This is a genomic window from Mycobacterium sp. 20KCMC460 (assembly GCF_022179425.1).
Taxonomy (GTDB): Bacteria; Actinomycetota; Actinomycetes; order Mycobacteriales; family Mycobacteriaceae; genus Mycobacterium; species Mycobacterium kiyosense.
Genome location: NZ_AP025524.1, coordinates 4,087,622 through 4,103,803 on the forward strand (window position 1 = coordinate 4,087,622; position 16,182 = coordinate 4,103,803).

Consider the following 16,182-nt stretch of genomic DNA (forward strand, 5'->3'; position numbering starts at 1 on the left):
ACGCTGCGAACCTTCAAAATTCGATCTAGCTGCAGAAAAACTTAGTGGGGCGGGTGGGGCTCGAACCCACGACCAACGGATTATGAGTCCGCGGCTCTAACCGACTGAGCTACCGCCCCCGGTGCTGACTACTATCTGCGCGACCTTGAGATTAGCGCCCGCGCCGATCGCCAAAGACGCCGTGGTATGCCGTTTGGGTCGTACGGCGCCAGAGGGCAGACGACCACCCAGCCCACTCAGTGCAGCTCCGGCCGTGGCGATCGGACCACCAGCTATCCATGCGTCTCGCTGTGCAGATTGGACAGCTAAGTTTCCAGCCCCCACTGGCTCAGGATCTGCAGCAGCGCGTGTGACGTCGCGTCGGGTGCATCCCAAGTGACGATGTGGCCGGCGTCGCGAATGACGTGCTCGGTGATGCCCTCGGCTCGCGCCCAACGGGGCATGGCGGTCGCGATATTGCCGGTGCGGTCCTGCGCACCCCGCACCAACCCGAGCGGCACCGTGGGGTGGTAGCCCGGTTCCGGGGCGACGAACGAGACGGTAGCCCGCCAGACATCCAAGAAAGTCCGCTTCGGCATTCGCGCGAAGACCGCCGCTGCCCGTGCGATCGCGTGCGGAGTGACGGCAGACGCGCGGGCCATCTGGCTGGGCAGTACGCGCGCGGGAATCAGGGCCAGCGCCGGTGCGGCGAGACGCAGCGCAAGTCGCTCTCGCCCGGTCAAAGAACCGGCGTTCCACGTCGAATCCACGACGATATGGCCGCTGACTCGGTCGGCGTGGGCGCGCACGAAGGCTTGGGTGAGATTTCCCCCAAGTGAGTGCCCCACCAGCACCGGCCCGTCGACCTGGCACTCGTCCATCAGCGCCGCGAGGTCGTCGAGAGCGTCGGAGGCGGTGAACCGCGTGCCCGGCGCCAGCGTGGATTGCCCATGTCCGCGCATATCCCACACGATCGTCCGGTAGCCGTGTTGGGTGAGCGCAGCGGCCTGGGCGTCGAACATGGTGTGGTCGAGGCCCGCCCCGTGTGTGAGTAGGACCGCGCGGGCGCCCGACCCGGTATTGGCGAAAGCGATGTCGGCGCCCGGACGCACCAGCCGCCGCGCCACTGTCACCATTTTCCGACCACAGGCAAGAAGATAGGCAATTGGCGACGTGGTCGACTCCACACTCCCCGGTTCCCGCACGCCCGACGAGCACCACGCGCGTGTCGTCACCGACCTCACGGCGGCACCCCGTAACGTTCGCAACGACTGGAAATGGGGGCGTCGGGTAGGTTGGTGGTCGATCAGGACACAAAGCTGACGCTTAGCTGGGATCAAGCCGCACCTCATCGCGCGGTGTTGTTCTGGATACATCAGCAAACAGTGGTGAATGCGCAGACCCAGATTGCGCAGCGGAACCGTTCCACAACGTGCGTCCGCGACGAGTGAGAAATCGCAAGCGTCGACGATCGAGTACAGCTGCTCGATCGCGCCGACCGGGCACCGCCCTGGGCGTCGGACGCTGAGAGACAACGGGGGAGCAACCTATGGCGATCACCGACGTATCGGCCTTCGCCCATCTGACCGAAGCCGACATCGAAAACCTGGGCTTCGAGCTCGACGCCATCCGCCGAGACATCGAGGACTCCCTCGGCGAACGCGATGCCCGCTACATCCGCCGCACCATCGCCGCGCAGCGTGCCCTTGAGGTGACCGGCCGGGCCCTGCTGGCCGCCAGCTCCAAGCGCTCGGCATGGTGGGCGGGAACGCTGACCCTGGCCGTGGCCAAGATCGTCGAGAACATGGAGATCGGCCACAACGTCATGCACGGGCAGTGGAACTGGATGAACGACCCCGAGATCCACTCCAGCACCTGGGAGTGGGACATGAATGCGGTCTCGAAACACTGGGTCGCCGCCCACAACGTGCAGCACCACAAGTACACCAACATCCTCGACATGGACGACGACGTCGGCTACTTCATCCTGCGCGTCACCCGCGACCAGCCGTGGCAGCCCTACAACATCGGCAATATCCTCTACAACGCCATCCTCTCGCTGGGGTTCGAGTGGGGAATCGGTTTGCAGACAATCGATCTCGAGAAACTCCTGAAGGCCGGCCCGGAGCGCGACACCACCTGGGTGCAGACCCGCGAGTTCTCGACGAAGATCGGCCGCCAACTCGCCAAGGACTACGTGGCGTTCCCCGCGCTGACCTCGTTGTCGCCGGCGGCCACCTTCAAGTCGACCCTGAAGGCCAACGCGGTGGCCAACGTGCTGCGCAACATCTGGGCCAACGCGGTGATCTTCTGTGGCCATTTCCCCGATGGCGCAGAGAAATTCACCAAGACGGACATGATCGGCGAAACGAAGGGCGAGTGGTATCTGCGACAGATGCTGGGCAGCGCCAACTTCGAGGGCGGGCCAACGCTGCGCTTCATGAGCGGCAACCTGTGCCATCAGATCGAGCACCATCTGTTCCCGGATCTGCCCAGCAACCGGCTGCACGAGGTCTCGCTGCGGGTGCGCGCGCTGTGCGACAAGTACGACTTGCCTTACACCACAGGCCCTTTCCTGGTGCAGTACGGCAAGACGTGGCGGACCATTGCCAAACTGTCGCTGCCGAACCGGTATTTGCGCGACACCGCCGACAACGCCCCGGAGACCCGCAGCGAGCGAATGTTCGCCGAACTGGAACCGGGCTTCGTCGGCAACGTCCACGCCGGCCGACGCCGCGGACTCAAGACGGCGCTAGCCTCGGTTCGCCCCTGGCGGCAAAAGTCTCAGAGCGGCCGTAACCGGAAGACCCGGATCTCGCGCGGCGCACAGTTGACCCGGTAGTTCTCGTACCCGGGGTAATAGTCCACAGCTGCCGCCCACGCCTTGGCACGCTCGTCACCGGTGAGCAGCTCGGCCCGATACGGCAGCGTCTGCCCCTTGAACTGCACGCTGCAGTCCGGATTTTTGAGCAGGTTGGCGCTCCACCCCGGGTGCTCGGGCCGCCCGTAGTTCGACCCGATCGCCAGCAGGCCGTCCGCGTCGTGAATCAGCACCAGCGGATGGGATCGCGGCTGACCGGACTTGGCGCCGGTCGTGTTGAGCAGGCCGACCATGTCCAGCCCCGCGGTGCTGAACCGGCCGTTGGTCCGCGGCAGCAGAAACCGGTCGACGCTGGGCGCCACGTGGACGGCGAGCTGGTAGCCGAACCGGCTCATCGCGATCCGCTCACCCACTGCCTCGGCGAACCCCAACCGTCGTCCACGCACCGCGCTGTACCGTCGAAATGCCACGGACAAGAAGGTACCCGCACAGCGCGCTAGTACACGTAGACGACTGCGCCGTTGCCGCCGTTACACACCACCAGCGCACCGTTGGCCGCGCAGGTCATCGCGTAGTGCTGGCCGGTCACCGGACTGACCGCATCGACTTGCCGCGGTGTGACGCTGGCCGGGCCACCGGCTCCGTAGGCCAGCCGGACCTGTTCGGCGAACGGGCAGGTGGTGTCGGCCGAGCCCACCGCCGAGGAGGCGAACCCGCCCGCCGGACCGGAGGTGGCAGGGCAGGCCTGGGCACCGGGCGGCAGCGTCACCGGCGCCTTGGACGTGGTCGTCGTAGTCGTGTTCGTGGTCGAAGACGTGTCCGTCGCCGACATCGGCGACCAGGTCGGGCAGCCCTGCGTCCGGAACGCCAGATCCGACGGAGCGATTTTCACCACCTGCGGCCAGTCACCGGCCCCGTTGGCGATGACGTCCTCGAAGTTGCCCGACAAGCCGCGCAGCCGCTCCCAATAGCAGGAATGCCCGCCCAGCGACCGATAAGTACCGGGCTGGATCTCGCTTCCTACTTTGAAGGTGCCGTCCCCGGGAAAGGTGTGCGGGGTTGCGGCGGCAGAGGTGGTCGACGCCGGAGTGGACGACGAGGTGGTGCTCGACCCGGGGGGCGGAATCGACACCGTCGTCCCCGGGTAGATGGGCGCCAGCCGCGAGGTCGCGGTGTCGTGCGGCGTCACCATCGGCCGCGCCGTCTTTCCGCCGCCCGAGCAGCCGCTCACCGCGCACGCGAGCACCACGACCGCGACCACGCTCCCGGCGAATCTCATGGCGGCCGCCGTCAGCTGAAGACCGTCTGGCCGTCGACGTCGATCAGATATCGCTCGGTCCCCGCTTCCACTCGCGGCGCATCGGCTCCCAACGACACCGCGATCTTGTTGCTGGCGTTGCGCATGATGTCGAGGGTGAGCTCGACGGCTTCCTCCGGCGAGAACCCGGAGCGCACCTCGACGGCATCGTCGACGGCGAGGTGCGCAGGGGTCCAAATTAACGCATCGGCATACCGCAGCGCTGCCTTAGCGCGCCCATCCAGCAAGATCGACGTCTCAAATTGCGAAATCTCGTCGTACAACGACTCCGAACCGCCGGCGTCCAGTGCGTGTCCTTCGCGCAGCGACTTGCACAGCCGGCAGTTGTGCGCCGCCGCCCCGCGCAGCCGGACCAGCTCCGAGGTCACCGGATCCAGCGCACGCATCCGGGCGACTCCGGGCAGGAAACGTTTGAACAATTCACCGGCAGGATTGGTGCCACGGACCCACTCGATGGGCCCGTCCACCCAGCCCAGATACTCCGAGCCGACGCCCAACGCCTCCAGACCCGCGCGCACCCGCGGCACGAAGTCGGCAATGAACATCGCGACGACGACACGAAAAGCGTTGTCCCCCAGCTGCTCGAGCAATCGAGTTCGTTGTTCGACGGTGATCGTCGAGACATCCGCGCTGAACTGCTCGGCGAATTCGGCCACCGCCACTTCGGCTTCGGACTGCGGCTCCCCGACCCGGTCTTCGACGGGCAACGGCGGTAGCGACACCGTCTGCGCACACACGCGGCGCACCAAACCGGTGAGCCGCCCGTCGGAGAAAGCAACCAACCGCGTCAGTGCATCGCTGCGAACGGGAGCCGACATCCGTATCACGTTAGGGCCGTCCCGAATAACCGGCAATCGTCTACTGCGCCTGACTCACCGACGACATGTGGAAATCGGGGATCCGCAGCGACGGCATCGCCGCGCGGGTGGCCCAGTCGCCCCACTCCCGGGGCAGCGTCTTCTCGCTGGCACCGGCTTCGGTGGCGCGCCGCAGCAGATCCAGCGGGCTCTCGTTGAACCGGAAGTTGTTGACCGCCCCGGTCACCTCGCCGTCCTCGACCAGGTACACCCCGTCGCGCGTCAGACCGGTCAGCAGCAACGTCGTCGGGTCGACCTCGCGGATGTACCACAGGGTGGTCAGCAGCAGACCCCGCTCGGTGGCCGCGATCATGTCCGCCAGGTCGGCCGATCCGCCGGTCATGACCAGGTTGTCGCAGGCGACGGCGACCGGGGCGTCGAACCTGGCGGCGCTGGCACGCGAATAGGCCAGCTGATTGATCACGCCCTCGCGGATCCAGTCGACATGACCGATCTCCATGCCGTTGTCGAACACCGACGTGGTCTCGCTGGAACTGCTCACCGCGACGAACGGCGCACACGCCAGGCCCGGCGCCATCGGGTCGGAGAACAGGGTCAGCGGCAGATTAGTGAGCCGCTCCCCCACCCGGGTGCCGCCGCCGGGTGCCGAAAGCGCCGTGCGGCCCTCTTGGGCGCCTCGCCCGCCCATCGTCCAGGCCAGGTAGATCATCATGTCCGCCACTGTCGAGGGCGGCATGATCGTCTCGTACCGCCCGGCGGGCAATTCGACGGAACGCGCGGCCCAACCAAGCCGCGTCGACAAGTCCGACAGCAGCGAATCAATAGGCACGTCAACGAAATCGGCGCTGCCGATGCCGGCCCAGGCGCTGGCGTCACCGCGTTTGGCGTTGACCTCGATCGCCCCGGTGGGCTGGGTGTAGCGCCGCCGCAACCCCGTGGACGACGCCAACAAAGTCGTCGAAACACTGTGGTGCGCATAGCCGTACAACCGGTCCGCGGCCCGGAACCCCTTACTCAGCGGACCGGTGATACCGCTGAACACTGCGACCCCCGTCCCGGGCACCGGGGCGTCCCAGTCCGCGGGCTCGCCGGAGTCGGCGAGCAGCGGCGCGGCATCGCCGGCCTCCGGCGCCGACCGGGCCGCATCCTGCGACGAAACCACCAGCCCGGGCAGCACCCTCGGGTCCACCTCACCGGAGACCACCGAGCCCACCTGCACGCTGTCACCTTGGCGCACAACCGAAATCACCGTCACCGTACGGGTGACCGTGACACCGTTGGTGGTCATCGAATTGTTCGCCCAGCGCAGCGTGGCCTCGGACTTGTCGGTCACCAGAACCATGGTTTCGTCGGCGCGGCCGTTCTTGGCCGCCTCGTCCAGGACGATGTTGACGACGTGCTGAGGTGTGATCATCGGCCGCCCTCGGTCCGGGTGTTGAGCACGTTGATGCCGCGGAACAGCGCCGACGGACAGCCATGGCTGACCGCGGCGATCTGGCCGGGCTGGGCTTTACCGCAGTTGAGTGCCCCGCCAAGCCGCCACGTCGAGGGTCCGCCCACGGCCTCCATCGCATTCCAGAAATCGGTGGTGGTCGCCTGGTAGGCGACGTCGCGCAGCTGGCCGTAGATGCGGCCGTCCCGGATCCGGTAGAACCGCTGCCCGGTGAACTGAAAGTTGTACCGCTGCATGTCGATCGACCAGGACTTGTCCCCGACGATGTAGATGCCGTCGTCAACCCTTTCGATCAGATCCGCGGTACTGCGGTCCTCGGGCCCGGGTTGCAGTGACACGTTGGCCATCCGCTGGATCGGGACGTGATGCGCGGAGTCGGCGTAGGAGCAGCCATTGGACCGCGGCTCCCCCAGCCGCGGCGCGAACACCCGGTCCAGCTGGTAGCCGACGAACACCCCGTCGCGCACCAGATCCCAGCTCTGGGCGGCCACCCCTTCGTCGTCGTAACCGATTGTCGCCAAACCGTATTGGACGGTCCGGTCGGCGGTGACGTTCATCACCGGTGAGCCGTACTGCATCGAACCGAGTTTGTCGGGGGTAGCGAAAGACGTGCCGGCATAGGCCGCCTCGTAGCCGATGGCCCGGTCGTATTCGGTTGCATGGCCGATGGACTCGTGGATGGTCAGCCACAGGTTCGACGGGTCGATGACCAGATCGGTGGGCCCGGGCACCACCGACGGCGCCCGTACCTTCTCATACAGCAGATCCGGCAGCTCGGCCAGCTCCGCCGACCAGTTCCACACCTCGTCGCCGGCCACGGCTTCCCACCCCCGCGCCGTCGGCGGTGCCAGGGTGCGCATCGAGTCGAAGCTGCCCGCCTTGGCGTCGATGCTCACGGCCTCCAGCGACGGCTGTAGCCGCACCCGCTGCTGGGTGATCGACGAACCGAACGTGTCGGCGTAGAAGGTCTGCTCCTTGACCACGGTCAGGCTGGCCGAGACATGGTCGATGCCTTCGGCGTCCAGCAGCCGCCCGGAATAGTCCTGCAGCACCTGAATTTTCTCTGCCGCCGGAACCCCGAACGGGTCTATCTCGTAGTCCGAAACCCACGAGGCGTCGGGATAGACCGGCTCGGGCGCCAAGCGCACCCGCTCGGTGTTCAACGCCGCCAGCAGCGTCGCCACCTGCACCGCGTGCCGTGCGGTGCGCGCCGCCACATCCTGCGCCAGCTCCGAATGGGAGGCGAATCCCCAGGTACCCGCCACGATCACCCGCACCGCCAAACCGACCTCGCGGCTGAGCACGGCCGTCTCCAGCTCGCCGTCCCGTAACTGGATGTGCTCGGTGCTGAGGCGGTGAATCCGCAGGTCTGCATAACTGGCCCCGGCCGCTCTGGCCGCCGCCAACGCGGCGTCCGCCAACTGGTGGCGCGGCAGGTCCAGGAAGTCGGCGTCGATCTCCCGGTTCGCTGTCACGGCTACACCGTAACGAGAGGCTTTAATACATTCATGTCCGACGCGCCACGCCGCACCACCGCGCTGGCGTATGCCCTGCTGGCGCCCAGCCTGTTCGGGGTGACCGCCTTCCTGTTGCTGCCGATTCTGGTGGTGGTGTGGCTGAGCCTGTACCGGTGGGACCTGCTGGGGCCGCTGCACTACGTGGGCCTGGCGAACTGGGACTCGGTGCTGCACGACGGCGGTTTCGTCGACTCGCTGGTGGTGACGGCGGTCTTCGTGGCGATCGTTGTTCCGGCGCAGACGGTGCTGGGTCTGGTGGCCGCGATGATGCTGGCCCGGCAGATGCCGGGGACCGGGCTGTTCCGCACCCTCTACGTGCTGCCGTGGATCTGCGCCCCGTTGGCGATCGCGGTGCTGTGGCGCTGGATCCTGGCCCCCACCGACGGGGCGGTCAGCACCTTGCTGGGCCGCCGCATCGAATGGCTGACCGACCCCGACCTGGCGCTGCCGGTCGTATCCGCGGTCGTCATCTGGACCAACGTCGGCTACGTCTCGTTGTCGTTCCTGGCCGGGTTGCTGGCCATCCCCGAAGACGTCCACCACGCCGCCCGCACCGACGGCGCCAACGCCTGGCAGCGGTTCTGGCGGATCACCCTGCCGATGCTGCGGCCCACCACCTTCTTCGTGATGGTCACCGGGATCGTCAGCACGGCGCAGGTTTTCGACACCGTCTACGCGTTGACCGGTGGCGGCCCGGGCGGCAGCACCGATCTGGTGGCCCACCGCATCTACGCCGAGGCGTTCGGCGCCGCGGCGATCGGGCGGGCGGCGGTGATGGCGGTGGTGCTGTTCGTCATTCTGGTCGGCGTCACCTTCGTGCAGCATCTGTACTTCCGGCGGCGGATCACCTATGACCTTGTCTAAACAGCGATCTCGCCGGGCGACCAACGCCGTCATCTACACCGGCTTGGTCTTCGGCGCGCTGATCACCCTGGCGCCGTTCGTGCTTGGCCTGCTGACGTCGTTCACTTCCTCGCACCAGTTCGAGACCGGGTCGCCGCTGCAGTGGCCACGTCCGCCCACGCTGGCCAACTACACCGACCTGGCCGGTACCGGGTTCGGCCGGGCGGCCGCGGTGACCGCGTTGACGACTGCGGTGATCCTGCTGGGCCAGCTGACCTTTTCGATCCTGGCCGGTTACGCGTTCGCGCGGCTGCAGTTTCCCGGCCGCGACGCGCTGTTCTGGGTCTATATCGCCACACTGATGGTGCCGGGCACGGTGACCGTGGTGCCGCTGTATCTAATGATGGCGCAGGTGGGGTTGCGTAATACGTTCTGGGCGTTGGTGCTTCCGTTCATGTTCGGCTCGCCCTATGCGATCTTTCTGCTGCGCGAGCATTTTCGGCTGGTTCCCGACGACCTGATCAACGCCGCGCGCCTGGACGGCGCCAACACCCTGGATGTGCTGGTGCACGTGATCCTGCCGTCCAGCAAGCCGGTGCTGGCGGCGTTGACCATGATCACCGTCGTCTCGCAGTGGAACAACTTCATGTGGCCGTTGGTGATCACCAGCGGCCGCAAGTGGCGGGTGCTGACGGTCGCCACCGCAGATCTGCAGTCCCGGTTCAATTCGCAGTGGACGCTGGTGATGGCGGCGACGACGGTCGCGATCGTCCCGTTGATCGCGTTGTTCGTGGTTTTCCAGCGGCACATCGTCTCCTCGATCCTGGTTTCGGGGCTCAAGTGAGCCGGCCGCGTTTCTCGACGCTGTGCGCCACGGCGCTGGTGCTGGTCGCCGCGCTGTTGTTGACGACGGCAGTCCTGATGGGCCGATCCAGCGACCACGGCAAGATCGTGGTGACGGTGCGACTGTGGGCCGAGCCGATTGCGTCGGCGTATAAGCAGTCGTTCGAGGCATTTACCCGCAGCCACCCCGGCATCGAGGTGCACACCAACATGGTGGCGTTCTCGAACTACTTCAACACCCTGCGCACCGACGTGGCCGGCGGCAGCGCCGACGACATCTTCTGGCTGTCCAACGCCTACCTGGACGCCTACGCCGACAGCGGCCGGCTGATGAAGATCGAAAAGGGCAGTGCGGATTGGGAACCCGCGGTGGTCGACCAATTCACCCGCAACGGGTCGCTGTGGGGGGTCCCGCAGCTGACCGATGCGGGGATCGCGCTGTTCTACAACGCCGACCTGCTGGCCGCCGCCGGGGTCGATCCCGCCGAGCTGGACACCTTGCGCTGGAGTCCGGCCAGCGACGACACCCTGCGACCGCTGTTGGCCCGCGTCACCGTCGACGCCGCTGGACATCGGGCCGACACAACGGACTTCGACTTCGAGCGGGTTCGGCAGTGGGGCTACAACGCCGCCAACGACCCGCAGGGCATCTACCTCAACTACATCGGATCGGCCGGCGGGGTGTTCCAGCGCGGCGACGCCTTCGCGTTCGACAATCCCGAAGCGCGGCAAGCCTTTCGCTACCTCGTCGACCTGATCAACCGCGACCATGTCGCTCCCCCGGCGTCGGACACCAACGACAACGGCGACTTCTCCCGTAACCAGTTCCTGGCCGGCCGGATGGCGCTCTTCCAGTCCGGGACCTACAGCCTGGCCGCGATCACCCGCGACGCCGCCTTCCGCTGGGGCATCGCGATGATGCCGGCCGGGCCGAAGGGCCGCGTGAGTGTCACCAATGGAATTGCCGCGGCTGGTAATTCGGCGACCAGGCACCCGGAGGCCGTCCGTCAGGTGCTGGCCTGGATGGGCAGCGGCCAGGGCAACGCCTATCTGGGTCGCGAAGGTGTGGCCATTCCCGCGGTACTCTCGGCGCAGCCCGGGTATTTCGCGTACTGGAAGGCCAAGGGTGTGGACGTGACGCCGTTCTTCGCGGTGCTCGACGGCCCTCGCATACCGGCGCCGGGCGGCGCCGGATTCGCCGCGGGTAACGAGGCGCTGCAGCCGTACTTCGACCAGATGTTTCTGGGCCGAGGCGATGTCGCAGCCACGCTGCGGCAGGCTCAGGACGCGGCGAACGCCGCCGCCCGGCGCTGAGCACGCGCCGCCGGCCCCAAACCCCCAAACCCCCAGGCCCCCCGCCGCCGCGTGGCCCCCGCCGCCGCGGGGCCCCCCGCTCGTCACGCTGGCGTGACGCTCGGCGCCGACAGCCACGCTGGCGTGACGCTCGGCGCGAAGAGAGGGGCGAAAGCGGTATGCGGCCGGCCGCCGGGGCCCCCGCTCGTCACGCTGGCGTGACGCTCGGCGCCGACAGCCACGCTGGCGTGACGCTCGGCGCCGAAGAGAGGGACGAGAAGTGGGCGCGTCGGGCTACCCGGGCAACACCAGCACCGGGACCGGGCTGTGCCGGATGATCTTGCCGCTGCGCGCCCCCAGGAATACCCGCCGGATGTCGCCGCGCGGCGAGGTGCCGATCACCAGGATCTCGCCGTCTATCCACTCAGTGCCTTCCAGCGCTTCGGCCCAATTGTGGCCGGTGACGACCTGCAGCGTGACGTCGTCGCCGACGATGCCGTCCGATTTGAGACCGTCCAGGATGTCGCGCGCCTGCGACGCCCAGGCTTCAAGCACCACGTCTTCGGCGTCCAGCCCCACCTCGGGCGGATACATGGTCTTGCCGCGAACGGCGAACGTGACCACCCGCAGCGGCACATGAAAGCGCTCGGAGTACTCCACACAGCGACGCACTACGTCCGCCGACTGCGGCGTGGCCGAGTAGGCACACGTCAGCCGCGTCAAACCACCTGGGTGCGAACGGTATTCGGGTGGACTGATCGCGACCGGCACCGGCGAGGAATGCAGCAGCCAGTCGGCGGTGGTGCCGACGACAACCTGCGCCCGCCCGCCGCTGGGCAGCGAGCCGAGCACCAGGATCTCCCCGCCGACCTCCTCGACCACCTCGATCAAACCGCCGGACACCGATCGGTGCGCCCGGTGGCGATAGTTGATCTCGAGACCCTCGCCCAGTGCGAATAGAGCACGCTCGGCTTCTCGGACGGACTTTTGGACGAGGTCCGCGGCCCACTGCTCGTACTCCGCCTCGCCACGCCCGAGCGACAGCCACGGCTTGGGCACGATGGTGGCCACCGTCAACGACGTCTTGAGGGTGCGCGCGGCCCCAGCGGCCAGGTTCAATCCCGACAACCCGATGTTGCCGGCCCGGTACCCGACGACGACGCTCACTGCACCTCCTTGTCGAGTGCCGATTGCTCGTTCAGGGCACTGCGATGTCGACCCCACACCAGGTAGTAGATCAAGGCCACGGTAATCCACGCCCCGAACGCCAACCAGGTGTACCAGTGCAGGCTGAGCAGGATGTAGCCGCACGCCAGCACCGAAAGCACCGGTGTCACAGGGTATCCGGGCACCCGGAAGGCGCGCGGCAGATCGGGTTCGCGTACCCGCAGGATGATCACGCCGGCGGACACCACGATGAACGCGGTCAGGGTACCGATCGACACCATGTCGGCGAGTTTGTCCAGCGGGACCGCAGCTGCCATCAGCGATGCGGCGATCGCGACGATCACCGTGTTGTTCACCGGCGTCATGGTGCGTGGATGCACCCTGGCGAACCGGGGTGGTAGCAACCCGTCCCGGCCCATCGCGAACAGGATGCGCGTCATCCCGTACAGGGTGACCAGCGTGACCGTGAAGATGGAGATCACCGCCCCCGCCGCCAGGATCGTGCCGGCCCAACTGCCGTGTGTCACGTTGTCCAACACGGTGGCCAGCCCGGCGTTTTCCTGCGCGGCGAAGTTCTGCCACGGCTGGGTCCCCAGGGCTGCGAGCGCGACCAGAATGTAGACGCCGGTGACCACGAACAACGCCGACACCAGGGCGCGCGGCATTGTCTTCTGCGGATCCTTCACCTCGTCCCCGGCCGTCGAGACGGCGTCCAATCCGATGTAGGAGAAGAAGATGGTGCCCGCCGCCGTGCCGATACCCCCGACGCCGAACGGGGCGAAGTCGCGCAAGTGGGTGTCGTCGAACGCGGTGAAGGCGAGAATCACGAACATGCCCAGCACACCCAGCTTGATCAGCACCATGACGGTGTTGACTTTCGCCGATTCGCTAGCGCCGCGGATTAACAGCAGGGCGCACATGGCGATGAGGAACACCGCCGGCAGGTTCACCCAGCCGTGCGCCGTGCCCGGCGGCGTGGAATCCCACGGCGCCGCCGACAGCGCGTGCGGTAATTCGGCTCCGAACAGGTTGTGCAGCAGCTTGTTGAGGTATCCGCTCCACCCGACCGCGACCGCCGCGGTGGCCACACCATATTCCAGCAGCAGGCACGCCGCCACCACGATCGCCACTCCCTCCCCCAGGGTGGTGTAGGCGTAGGAGTAGGACGAACCCGAAACCGGTACGGCCGAGGCTAATTCGGCGTAGCAGATGGCGGCCAATCCGGCTGCGACGCCGGCGATGACGAACGAGACCAGCACACCGGGTCCGGCCTCGGGCACCGCCTGGGACAACACGAAGAAGATGCCGGTACCGACCGTCGACCCGACCCCGAACAAGGTCAGCTGGAACGCACCGAAGCTGCGTTTGAGGCCGGGATCGGCCCCGTCGGCGACGGGGGCACCACCTACCGGGCGGCGACGCAGCATCTGCTCTTTGAGGCCGATCGAATTAGCCGGCAACTGCGCCTCCCGTCGGTAGCTCAGCTAATTATGAGCCTCCCGCAGCGCAGCGGCGAACTGCCCCACCACCCAATCGATCTCCTCGGCGGTGATCACCAGCGGTGGCGCGAACCGCAGGGTCCAATCGTGGGTGTCTTTGACCAGGACGCCGCGCTCGGCCAGTCGCCGGCTCAGCTGCTTTCCCGAACCCAGCGCCGGGTCGATGTCGACCCCGGCCCAAAGCCCCAGCCCTCGTACCGCCGTCACGCCATGGCCGAGCAGCCCACCCAGTCCCCGGTGCAAACGCGCGCCTAATTCTGCTGAGCGACATTGGAATTCACCCCGAGCCAGGATGGCGACGACGGTGGTGCCGATCGCGGCGGCCAGCGGATTGCCGCCGAACGTCGATCCGTGCTCGCCGGGATGCAGCACGCCCAGGATGTCGCGGTCGGCGACCACCGCCGACAGCGGCACGACTCCCCCGCCCAGCGCCTTACCGAGCAGGTAGACGTCGGGCACCACGCCCCAGTGGTCACAGGCGAAGGTGTGGCCGGTGCGGGCCAGGCCGGACTGTATCTCGTCGGCGATCATCAGCACGTTGCGCTCACGACACAATGCCCGCACGGCGGGCAGATAGTCGTCGGGCGGCACGATGATGCCCGCCTCGCCCTGGATCGGCTCCAGCAGGACGGCGACGGTGTCGTCGTCGATCGCCGCGGCCAGTGCGGCGGCGTCACCGAAGGGCACCGAACAGAACCCCGGGGTGAACGGACCGAAGCCACCGCGCGCCACCGGGTCGGAGGAGAAGCTGACGATACTGATTGTGCGACCGTGAAAGTTGTTGTCCGCCACTATGATTTTGGCCCGATCCGGGGCGACGCCCTTGACATCCACCCCCCATTTGCGGGCGACCTTCAAAGCACTTTCGACCGCTTCGGCACCCGAGTTCATCGGCAAGACCATGTCTTTGCCACACAGTTCGGCCAGTTCCGCGCAGAACGGTCCGAGTCGATCCGAGTGGAAAGCGCGACTTACCAGGGTGACCGAATCCAGTTGGGCGTGCGCGGTGGCGATGATCTCGGGGTGACGATGACCGAAGTTGACCGCCGAGTAGGCGGCCAGGCAGTCGAGGTAGCGCCGGCCGTCGACGTCGGTGATCCACGCTCCCTCGGCGCTGGCCGCCACCACCGGCAGCGGCGAATAGTTGTGCGCCGCATGCTTTTCGGCCAGGGCAATGGCGGTGTCGGTGAGGTCCGCCAGAATTGTCACGGATGTATCTCCAGCGTGCAGCACTTGACCGAGCCGCCGCCCTTGAGCAACTCGGACAGCTCGACGCCGATCGGCTCGAAACCCGCGGCGCGCAGTTGCTCGGCGAATCCCGTTGCGCCAGCTGGATGGACGACATGACGACCGTCGGAGACGGCGTTGAGCCCGAACAGGTAGGCGTCCGCGGTGCCGACGATGATCGCGTCACCGAACAAGGCGCGCAATTGCGTCTGCGCGGTCGGACTGAACGCCGGCGGATAGTAGGCGACGGTCTGATCGTCGAGCACGGCCAGCGCGGTGTCCAGGTGGTAGAAGCGCGGATCCACCAATTCCAGCGAGACCACCGGCATCCGCAGCGCGGAAGCGATCTCGGCGTGGGCGCGACGATCGGTGCGAAAACCGTATCCCGCCAACACCATGTCGCCGACCATCAACAGGTCGCCCTGCCCCTCGTTGACGTGGCGGGTGGAGACCGGCCGATATCCCATCGCCGACATCCACTCGGCATAGGCTTTGGATTCCGCGGCCCGCTCGGCGAAGCGGAACTTGGCGACCACGGCGATGTCGTTGACGATGAAACCGGCGTTGGCGGCATAAACCATGTCGGGCAGCCCGGGTATCGGCTCGATCAGTTCCACCTGGTGGCCGAGGCGAAGGTAGGTGTCCCGCAGCTGCGCCCACTGACGGGTCGCGCGCGCCACGTCGACCGGCGTGCTGGTGTCCATCCAGGGATTGATCGCGTACTCGACGGCGAAGAACGTGGGCGGAGTCATCGCGTAGCGCCGCAGGGTGGGAGTGCGCGTTGGCGGCGGTTTGGCATCCTGCCGGGCCGGGGCATCGACATAGTAATCCGTCATTGACCAACTATATTTGCGTAGTTTTACGCAAGCAAACGATGACACTTGCGTACTCAGCGTTGATATGTTGCTCTAGATCATCATTAACGATGATTTGTTGCGTCGAGGATTGGCGAGCGCGGATGGAACGACTGGACGACACCGACGAGCGGATCCTGGTCGAGCTGGCCGAGCATGCCCGCGCCACCTACGCCGAGATCGGGCAGCAGGTGAACCTCTCCGCGCCCGCCGTCAAACGGCGCGTCGACCGGATGCTCGACAGCGGCGTCATCAAGGCCTTCACCACCGTCATCGACCGCAACGCGCTGGGCTGGAACACCGAGGCCTACGTCCAGGTGTTCTGCCACGGCCGGATCGCCCCCGAAGAGCTACGGGCTGCCTGGGTGGACATTCCCGAGGTGGTCAGCGCGGCGACCGTGACCGGAACGTCCGACGCCATCCTGCACGTGCTGGCCCGCGACATGCGCCACCTGGAGACCGCGCTCGAGCGGATCAGGTCCAGCGCCGACATCGAACGCAGCGAGAGCGTCGTGGTGTTGTCGAACCTGATCGACCGGATGCGCTGAAA

The 16,182-nt window shown here is 66.9% G+C and carries 15 protein-coding genes and 1 tRNA gene; 5 read left to right on the forward strand and 11 right to left on the reverse strand.

The window, feature by feature from the left end; genetic code table 11:
- Window positions 1-45: 45 nt before the first annotated feature.
- Both MKCMC460_RS18980 and MKCMC460_RS18985 read right to left on the reverse strand, forming a co-directional pair.
- Window positions 46-119 (reverse strand) — tRNA-Ile (locus tag MKCMC460_RS18980).
- A 186-nt stretch (window positions 120-305) separates the two neighbouring features.
- Window positions 306-1,115, reverse strand: coding sequence for an alpha/beta fold hydrolase (locus MKCMC460_RS18985; protein WP_236982329.1), 810 nt, complete (start codon window positions 1,113-1,115; stop codon window positions 306-308).
- A gap of 413 nt (window positions 1,116-1,528) precedes the next feature.
- Here MKCMC460_RS18985 and MKCMC460_RS18990 point away from each other — a divergent pair, with 413 nt between their 5' ends.
- The gene (locus MKCMC460_RS18990) at window positions 1,529-2,821 is read left to right on the forward strand and encodes a fatty acid desaturase (RefSeq protein WP_236982327.1); all 1,293 of its coding nucleotides are present in this window, start codon (window positions 1,529-1,531) and stop codon (window positions 2,819-2,821) included.
- Here MKCMC460_RS18990 and MKCMC460_RS18995 read toward each other — a convergent pair.
- The 5 genes from MKCMC460_RS18995 to MKCMC460_RS19015 are packed head-to-tail and all read right to left on the reverse strand — an operon-like array spanning window position 2,764 to window position 7,864.
- Window positions 2,764-3,270: a nitroreductase family deazaflavin-dependent oxidoreductase gene (locus MKCMC460_RS18995; protein WP_236982325.1), complete on the reverse strand. Its 507-nt coding sequence runs from the start codon at window positions 3,268-3,270 to the stop codon at window positions 2,764-2,766. The two genes, MKCMC460_RS18990 and MKCMC460_RS18995, sit on opposite strands and share 58 nt — an antisense overlap.
- A 26-nt stretch (window positions 3,271-3,296) precedes the next feature.
- Window positions 3,297-4,079 (reverse strand): hypothetical protein, encoded by a 783-nt coding sequence (locus tag MKCMC460_RS19000; RefSeq protein ID WP_236982323.1) that lies wholly within the window; start codon window positions 4,077-4,079, stop codon window positions 3,297-3,299.
- 11 nt (window positions 4,080-4,090) lie between these two features.
- Window positions 4,091-4,936, reverse strand: a complete 846-nt coding sequence (locus MKCMC460_RS19005; RefSeq protein WP_236982321.1) for a carboxymuconolactone decarboxylase family protein — start codon at window positions 4,934-4,936, stop codon at window positions 4,091-4,093.
- A gap of 40 nt (window positions 4,937-4,976) precedes the next feature.
- Entirely contained in the window at window positions 4,977-6,350 is a 1,374-nt protein-coding gene (locus MKCMC460_RS19010; RefSeq protein ID WP_236982319.1) for a metallopeptidase TldD-related protein, read from the reverse strand.
- On the reverse strand, window positions 6,347-7,864 hold the full coding sequence (locus MKCMC460_RS19015; protein ID WP_236982309.1) for a TldD/PmbA family protein: 1,518 nt from the start codon (window positions 7,862-7,864) through the stop codon (window positions 6,347-6,349). The genes MKCMC460_RS19010 and MKCMC460_RS19015 overlap by 4 nt, the downstream gene beginning before the upstream one ends.
- Before the next feature lie 33 nt (window positions 7,865-7,897).
- Here MKCMC460_RS19015 and MKCMC460_RS19020 point away from each other — a divergent pair, with 33 nt between their 5' ends.
- The 3 genes from MKCMC460_RS19020 to MKCMC460_RS19030 are packed head-to-tail and all read left to right on the forward strand — an operon-like array spanning window position 7,898 to window position 10,906.
- Window positions 7,898-8,770, forward strand: a complete 873-nt coding sequence (locus tag MKCMC460_RS19020; RefSeq protein WP_236982307.1) for a carbohydrate ABC transporter permease — start codon at window positions 7,898-7,900, stop codon at window positions 8,768-8,770.
- A complete protein-coding gene (locus tag MKCMC460_RS19025) occupies window positions 8,757-9,593 on the forward strand; it encodes a carbohydrate ABC transporter permease (protein WP_236982305.1) in 837 nt (278 codons plus the stop codon). The genes MKCMC460_RS19020 and MKCMC460_RS19025 overlap by 14 nt, the downstream gene beginning before the upstream one ends.
- Window positions 9,590-10,906, forward strand: a complete 1,317-nt coding sequence (locus MKCMC460_RS19030; protein WP_236982303.1) for a sugar ABC transporter substrate-binding protein — start codon at window positions 9,590-9,592, stop codon at window positions 10,904-10,906. Before MKCMC460_RS19025 ends, MKCMC460_RS19030 begins: the two co-directional genes overlap by 4 nt.
- 273 nt (window positions 10,907-11,179) lie before the next feature.
- On the opposite strand, the gene MKCMC460_RS19035 is transcribed toward MKCMC460_RS19030, so the two are convergent.
- The 4 genes from MKCMC460_RS19035 to ddaH are packed head-to-tail and all read right to left on the reverse strand — an operon-like array spanning window position 11,180 to window position 15,614.
- Window positions 11,180-12,052, reverse strand: coding sequence for a universal stress protein (locus MKCMC460_RS19035; protein ID WP_236982301.1), 873 nt, complete (start codon window positions 12,050-12,052; stop codon window positions 11,180-11,182).
- A complete protein-coding gene (locus tag MKCMC460_RS19040; RefSeq protein ID WP_370653191.1) occupies window positions 12,049-13,479 on the reverse strand; it encodes an amino acid permease in 1,431 nt (476 codons plus the stop codon). The genes MKCMC460_RS19035 and MKCMC460_RS19040 overlap by 4 nt, the downstream gene beginning before the upstream one ends.
- 57 nt (window positions 13,480-13,536) lie before the next feature.
- Window positions 13,537-14,760: an ornithine--oxo-acid transaminase gene (gene rocD, locus MKCMC460_RS19045; RefSeq protein WP_289624940.1), complete on the reverse strand. Its 1,224-nt coding sequence runs from the start codon at window positions 14,758-14,760 to the stop codon at window positions 13,537-13,539.
- On the reverse strand, window positions 14,757-15,614 hold the full coding sequence (gene ddaH, locus MKCMC460_RS19050) for a dimethylargininase (RefSeq protein WP_236982297.1): 858 nt from the start codon (window positions 15,612-15,614) through the stop codon (window positions 14,757-14,759). The genes rocD and ddaH overlap by 4 nt, the downstream gene beginning before the upstream one ends.
- Before the next feature lie 122 nt (window positions 15,615-15,736).
- On the opposite strand from ddaH, the gene MKCMC460_RS19055 reads away from it, so the two are divergent.
- The gene (locus MKCMC460_RS19055; protein WP_236982294.1) at window positions 15,737-16,180 is read left to right on the forward strand and encodes an Lrp/AsnC family transcriptional regulator; all 444 of its coding nucleotides are present in this window, start codon (window positions 15,737-15,739) and stop codon (window positions 16,178-16,180) included.
- Window positions 16,181-16,182 lie beyond the last annotated feature (2 nt).

Excerpts from the sequence above, each read along its gene's own strand:
- MKCMC460_RS18985 (WP_236982329.1), bottom strand. The coding sequence starts at position 1,115 with ATGGTGACAGTGGCGCGGCGGCTGGTGCGTCCGGGCGCCGACATCGCT.
- MKCMC460_RS18990 (WP_236982327.1), top strand. The coding sequence starts at position 1,529 with ATGGCGATCACCGACGTATCGGCCTTCGCCCATCTGACCGAAGCCGAC.
- MKCMC460_RS19000 (WP_236982323.1), bottom strand. The coding sequence starts at position 4,079 with ATGAGATTCGCCGGGAGCGTGGTCGCGGTCGTGGTGCTCGCGTGCGCG.
- MKCMC460_RS19005 (WP_236982321.1), bottom strand. The coding sequence starts at position 4,936 with ATGTCGGCTCCCGTTCGCAGCGATGCACTGACGCGGTTGGTTGCTTTC.
- MKCMC460_RS19010 (WP_236982319.1), bottom strand. The coding sequence starts at position 6,350 with ATGATCACACCTCAGCACGTCGTCAACATCGTCCTGGACGAGGCGGCC.
- MKCMC460_RS19020 (WP_236982307.1), top strand. The coding sequence starts at position 7,898 with ATGTCCGACGCGCCACGCCGCACCACCGCGCTGGCGTATGCCCTGCTG.
- MKCMC460_RS19025 (WP_236982305.1), top strand. The coding sequence starts at position 8,757 with ATGACCTTGTCTAAACAGCGATCTCGCCGGGCGACCAACGCCGTCATC.
- MKCMC460_RS19040 (WP_370653191.1), bottom strand. The coding sequence starts at position 13,479 with ATGCTGCGTCGCCGCCCGGTAGGTGGTGCCCCCGTCGCCGACGGGGCC.
- ddaH (WP_236982297.1), bottom strand. The coding sequence starts at position 15,614 with ATGACGGATTACTATGTCGATGCCCCGGCCCGGCAGGATGCCAAACCG.
- MKCMC460_RS19055 (WP_236982294.1), top strand. The coding sequence starts at position 15,737 with ATGGAACGACTGGACGACACCGACGAGCGGATCCTGGTCGAGCTGGCC.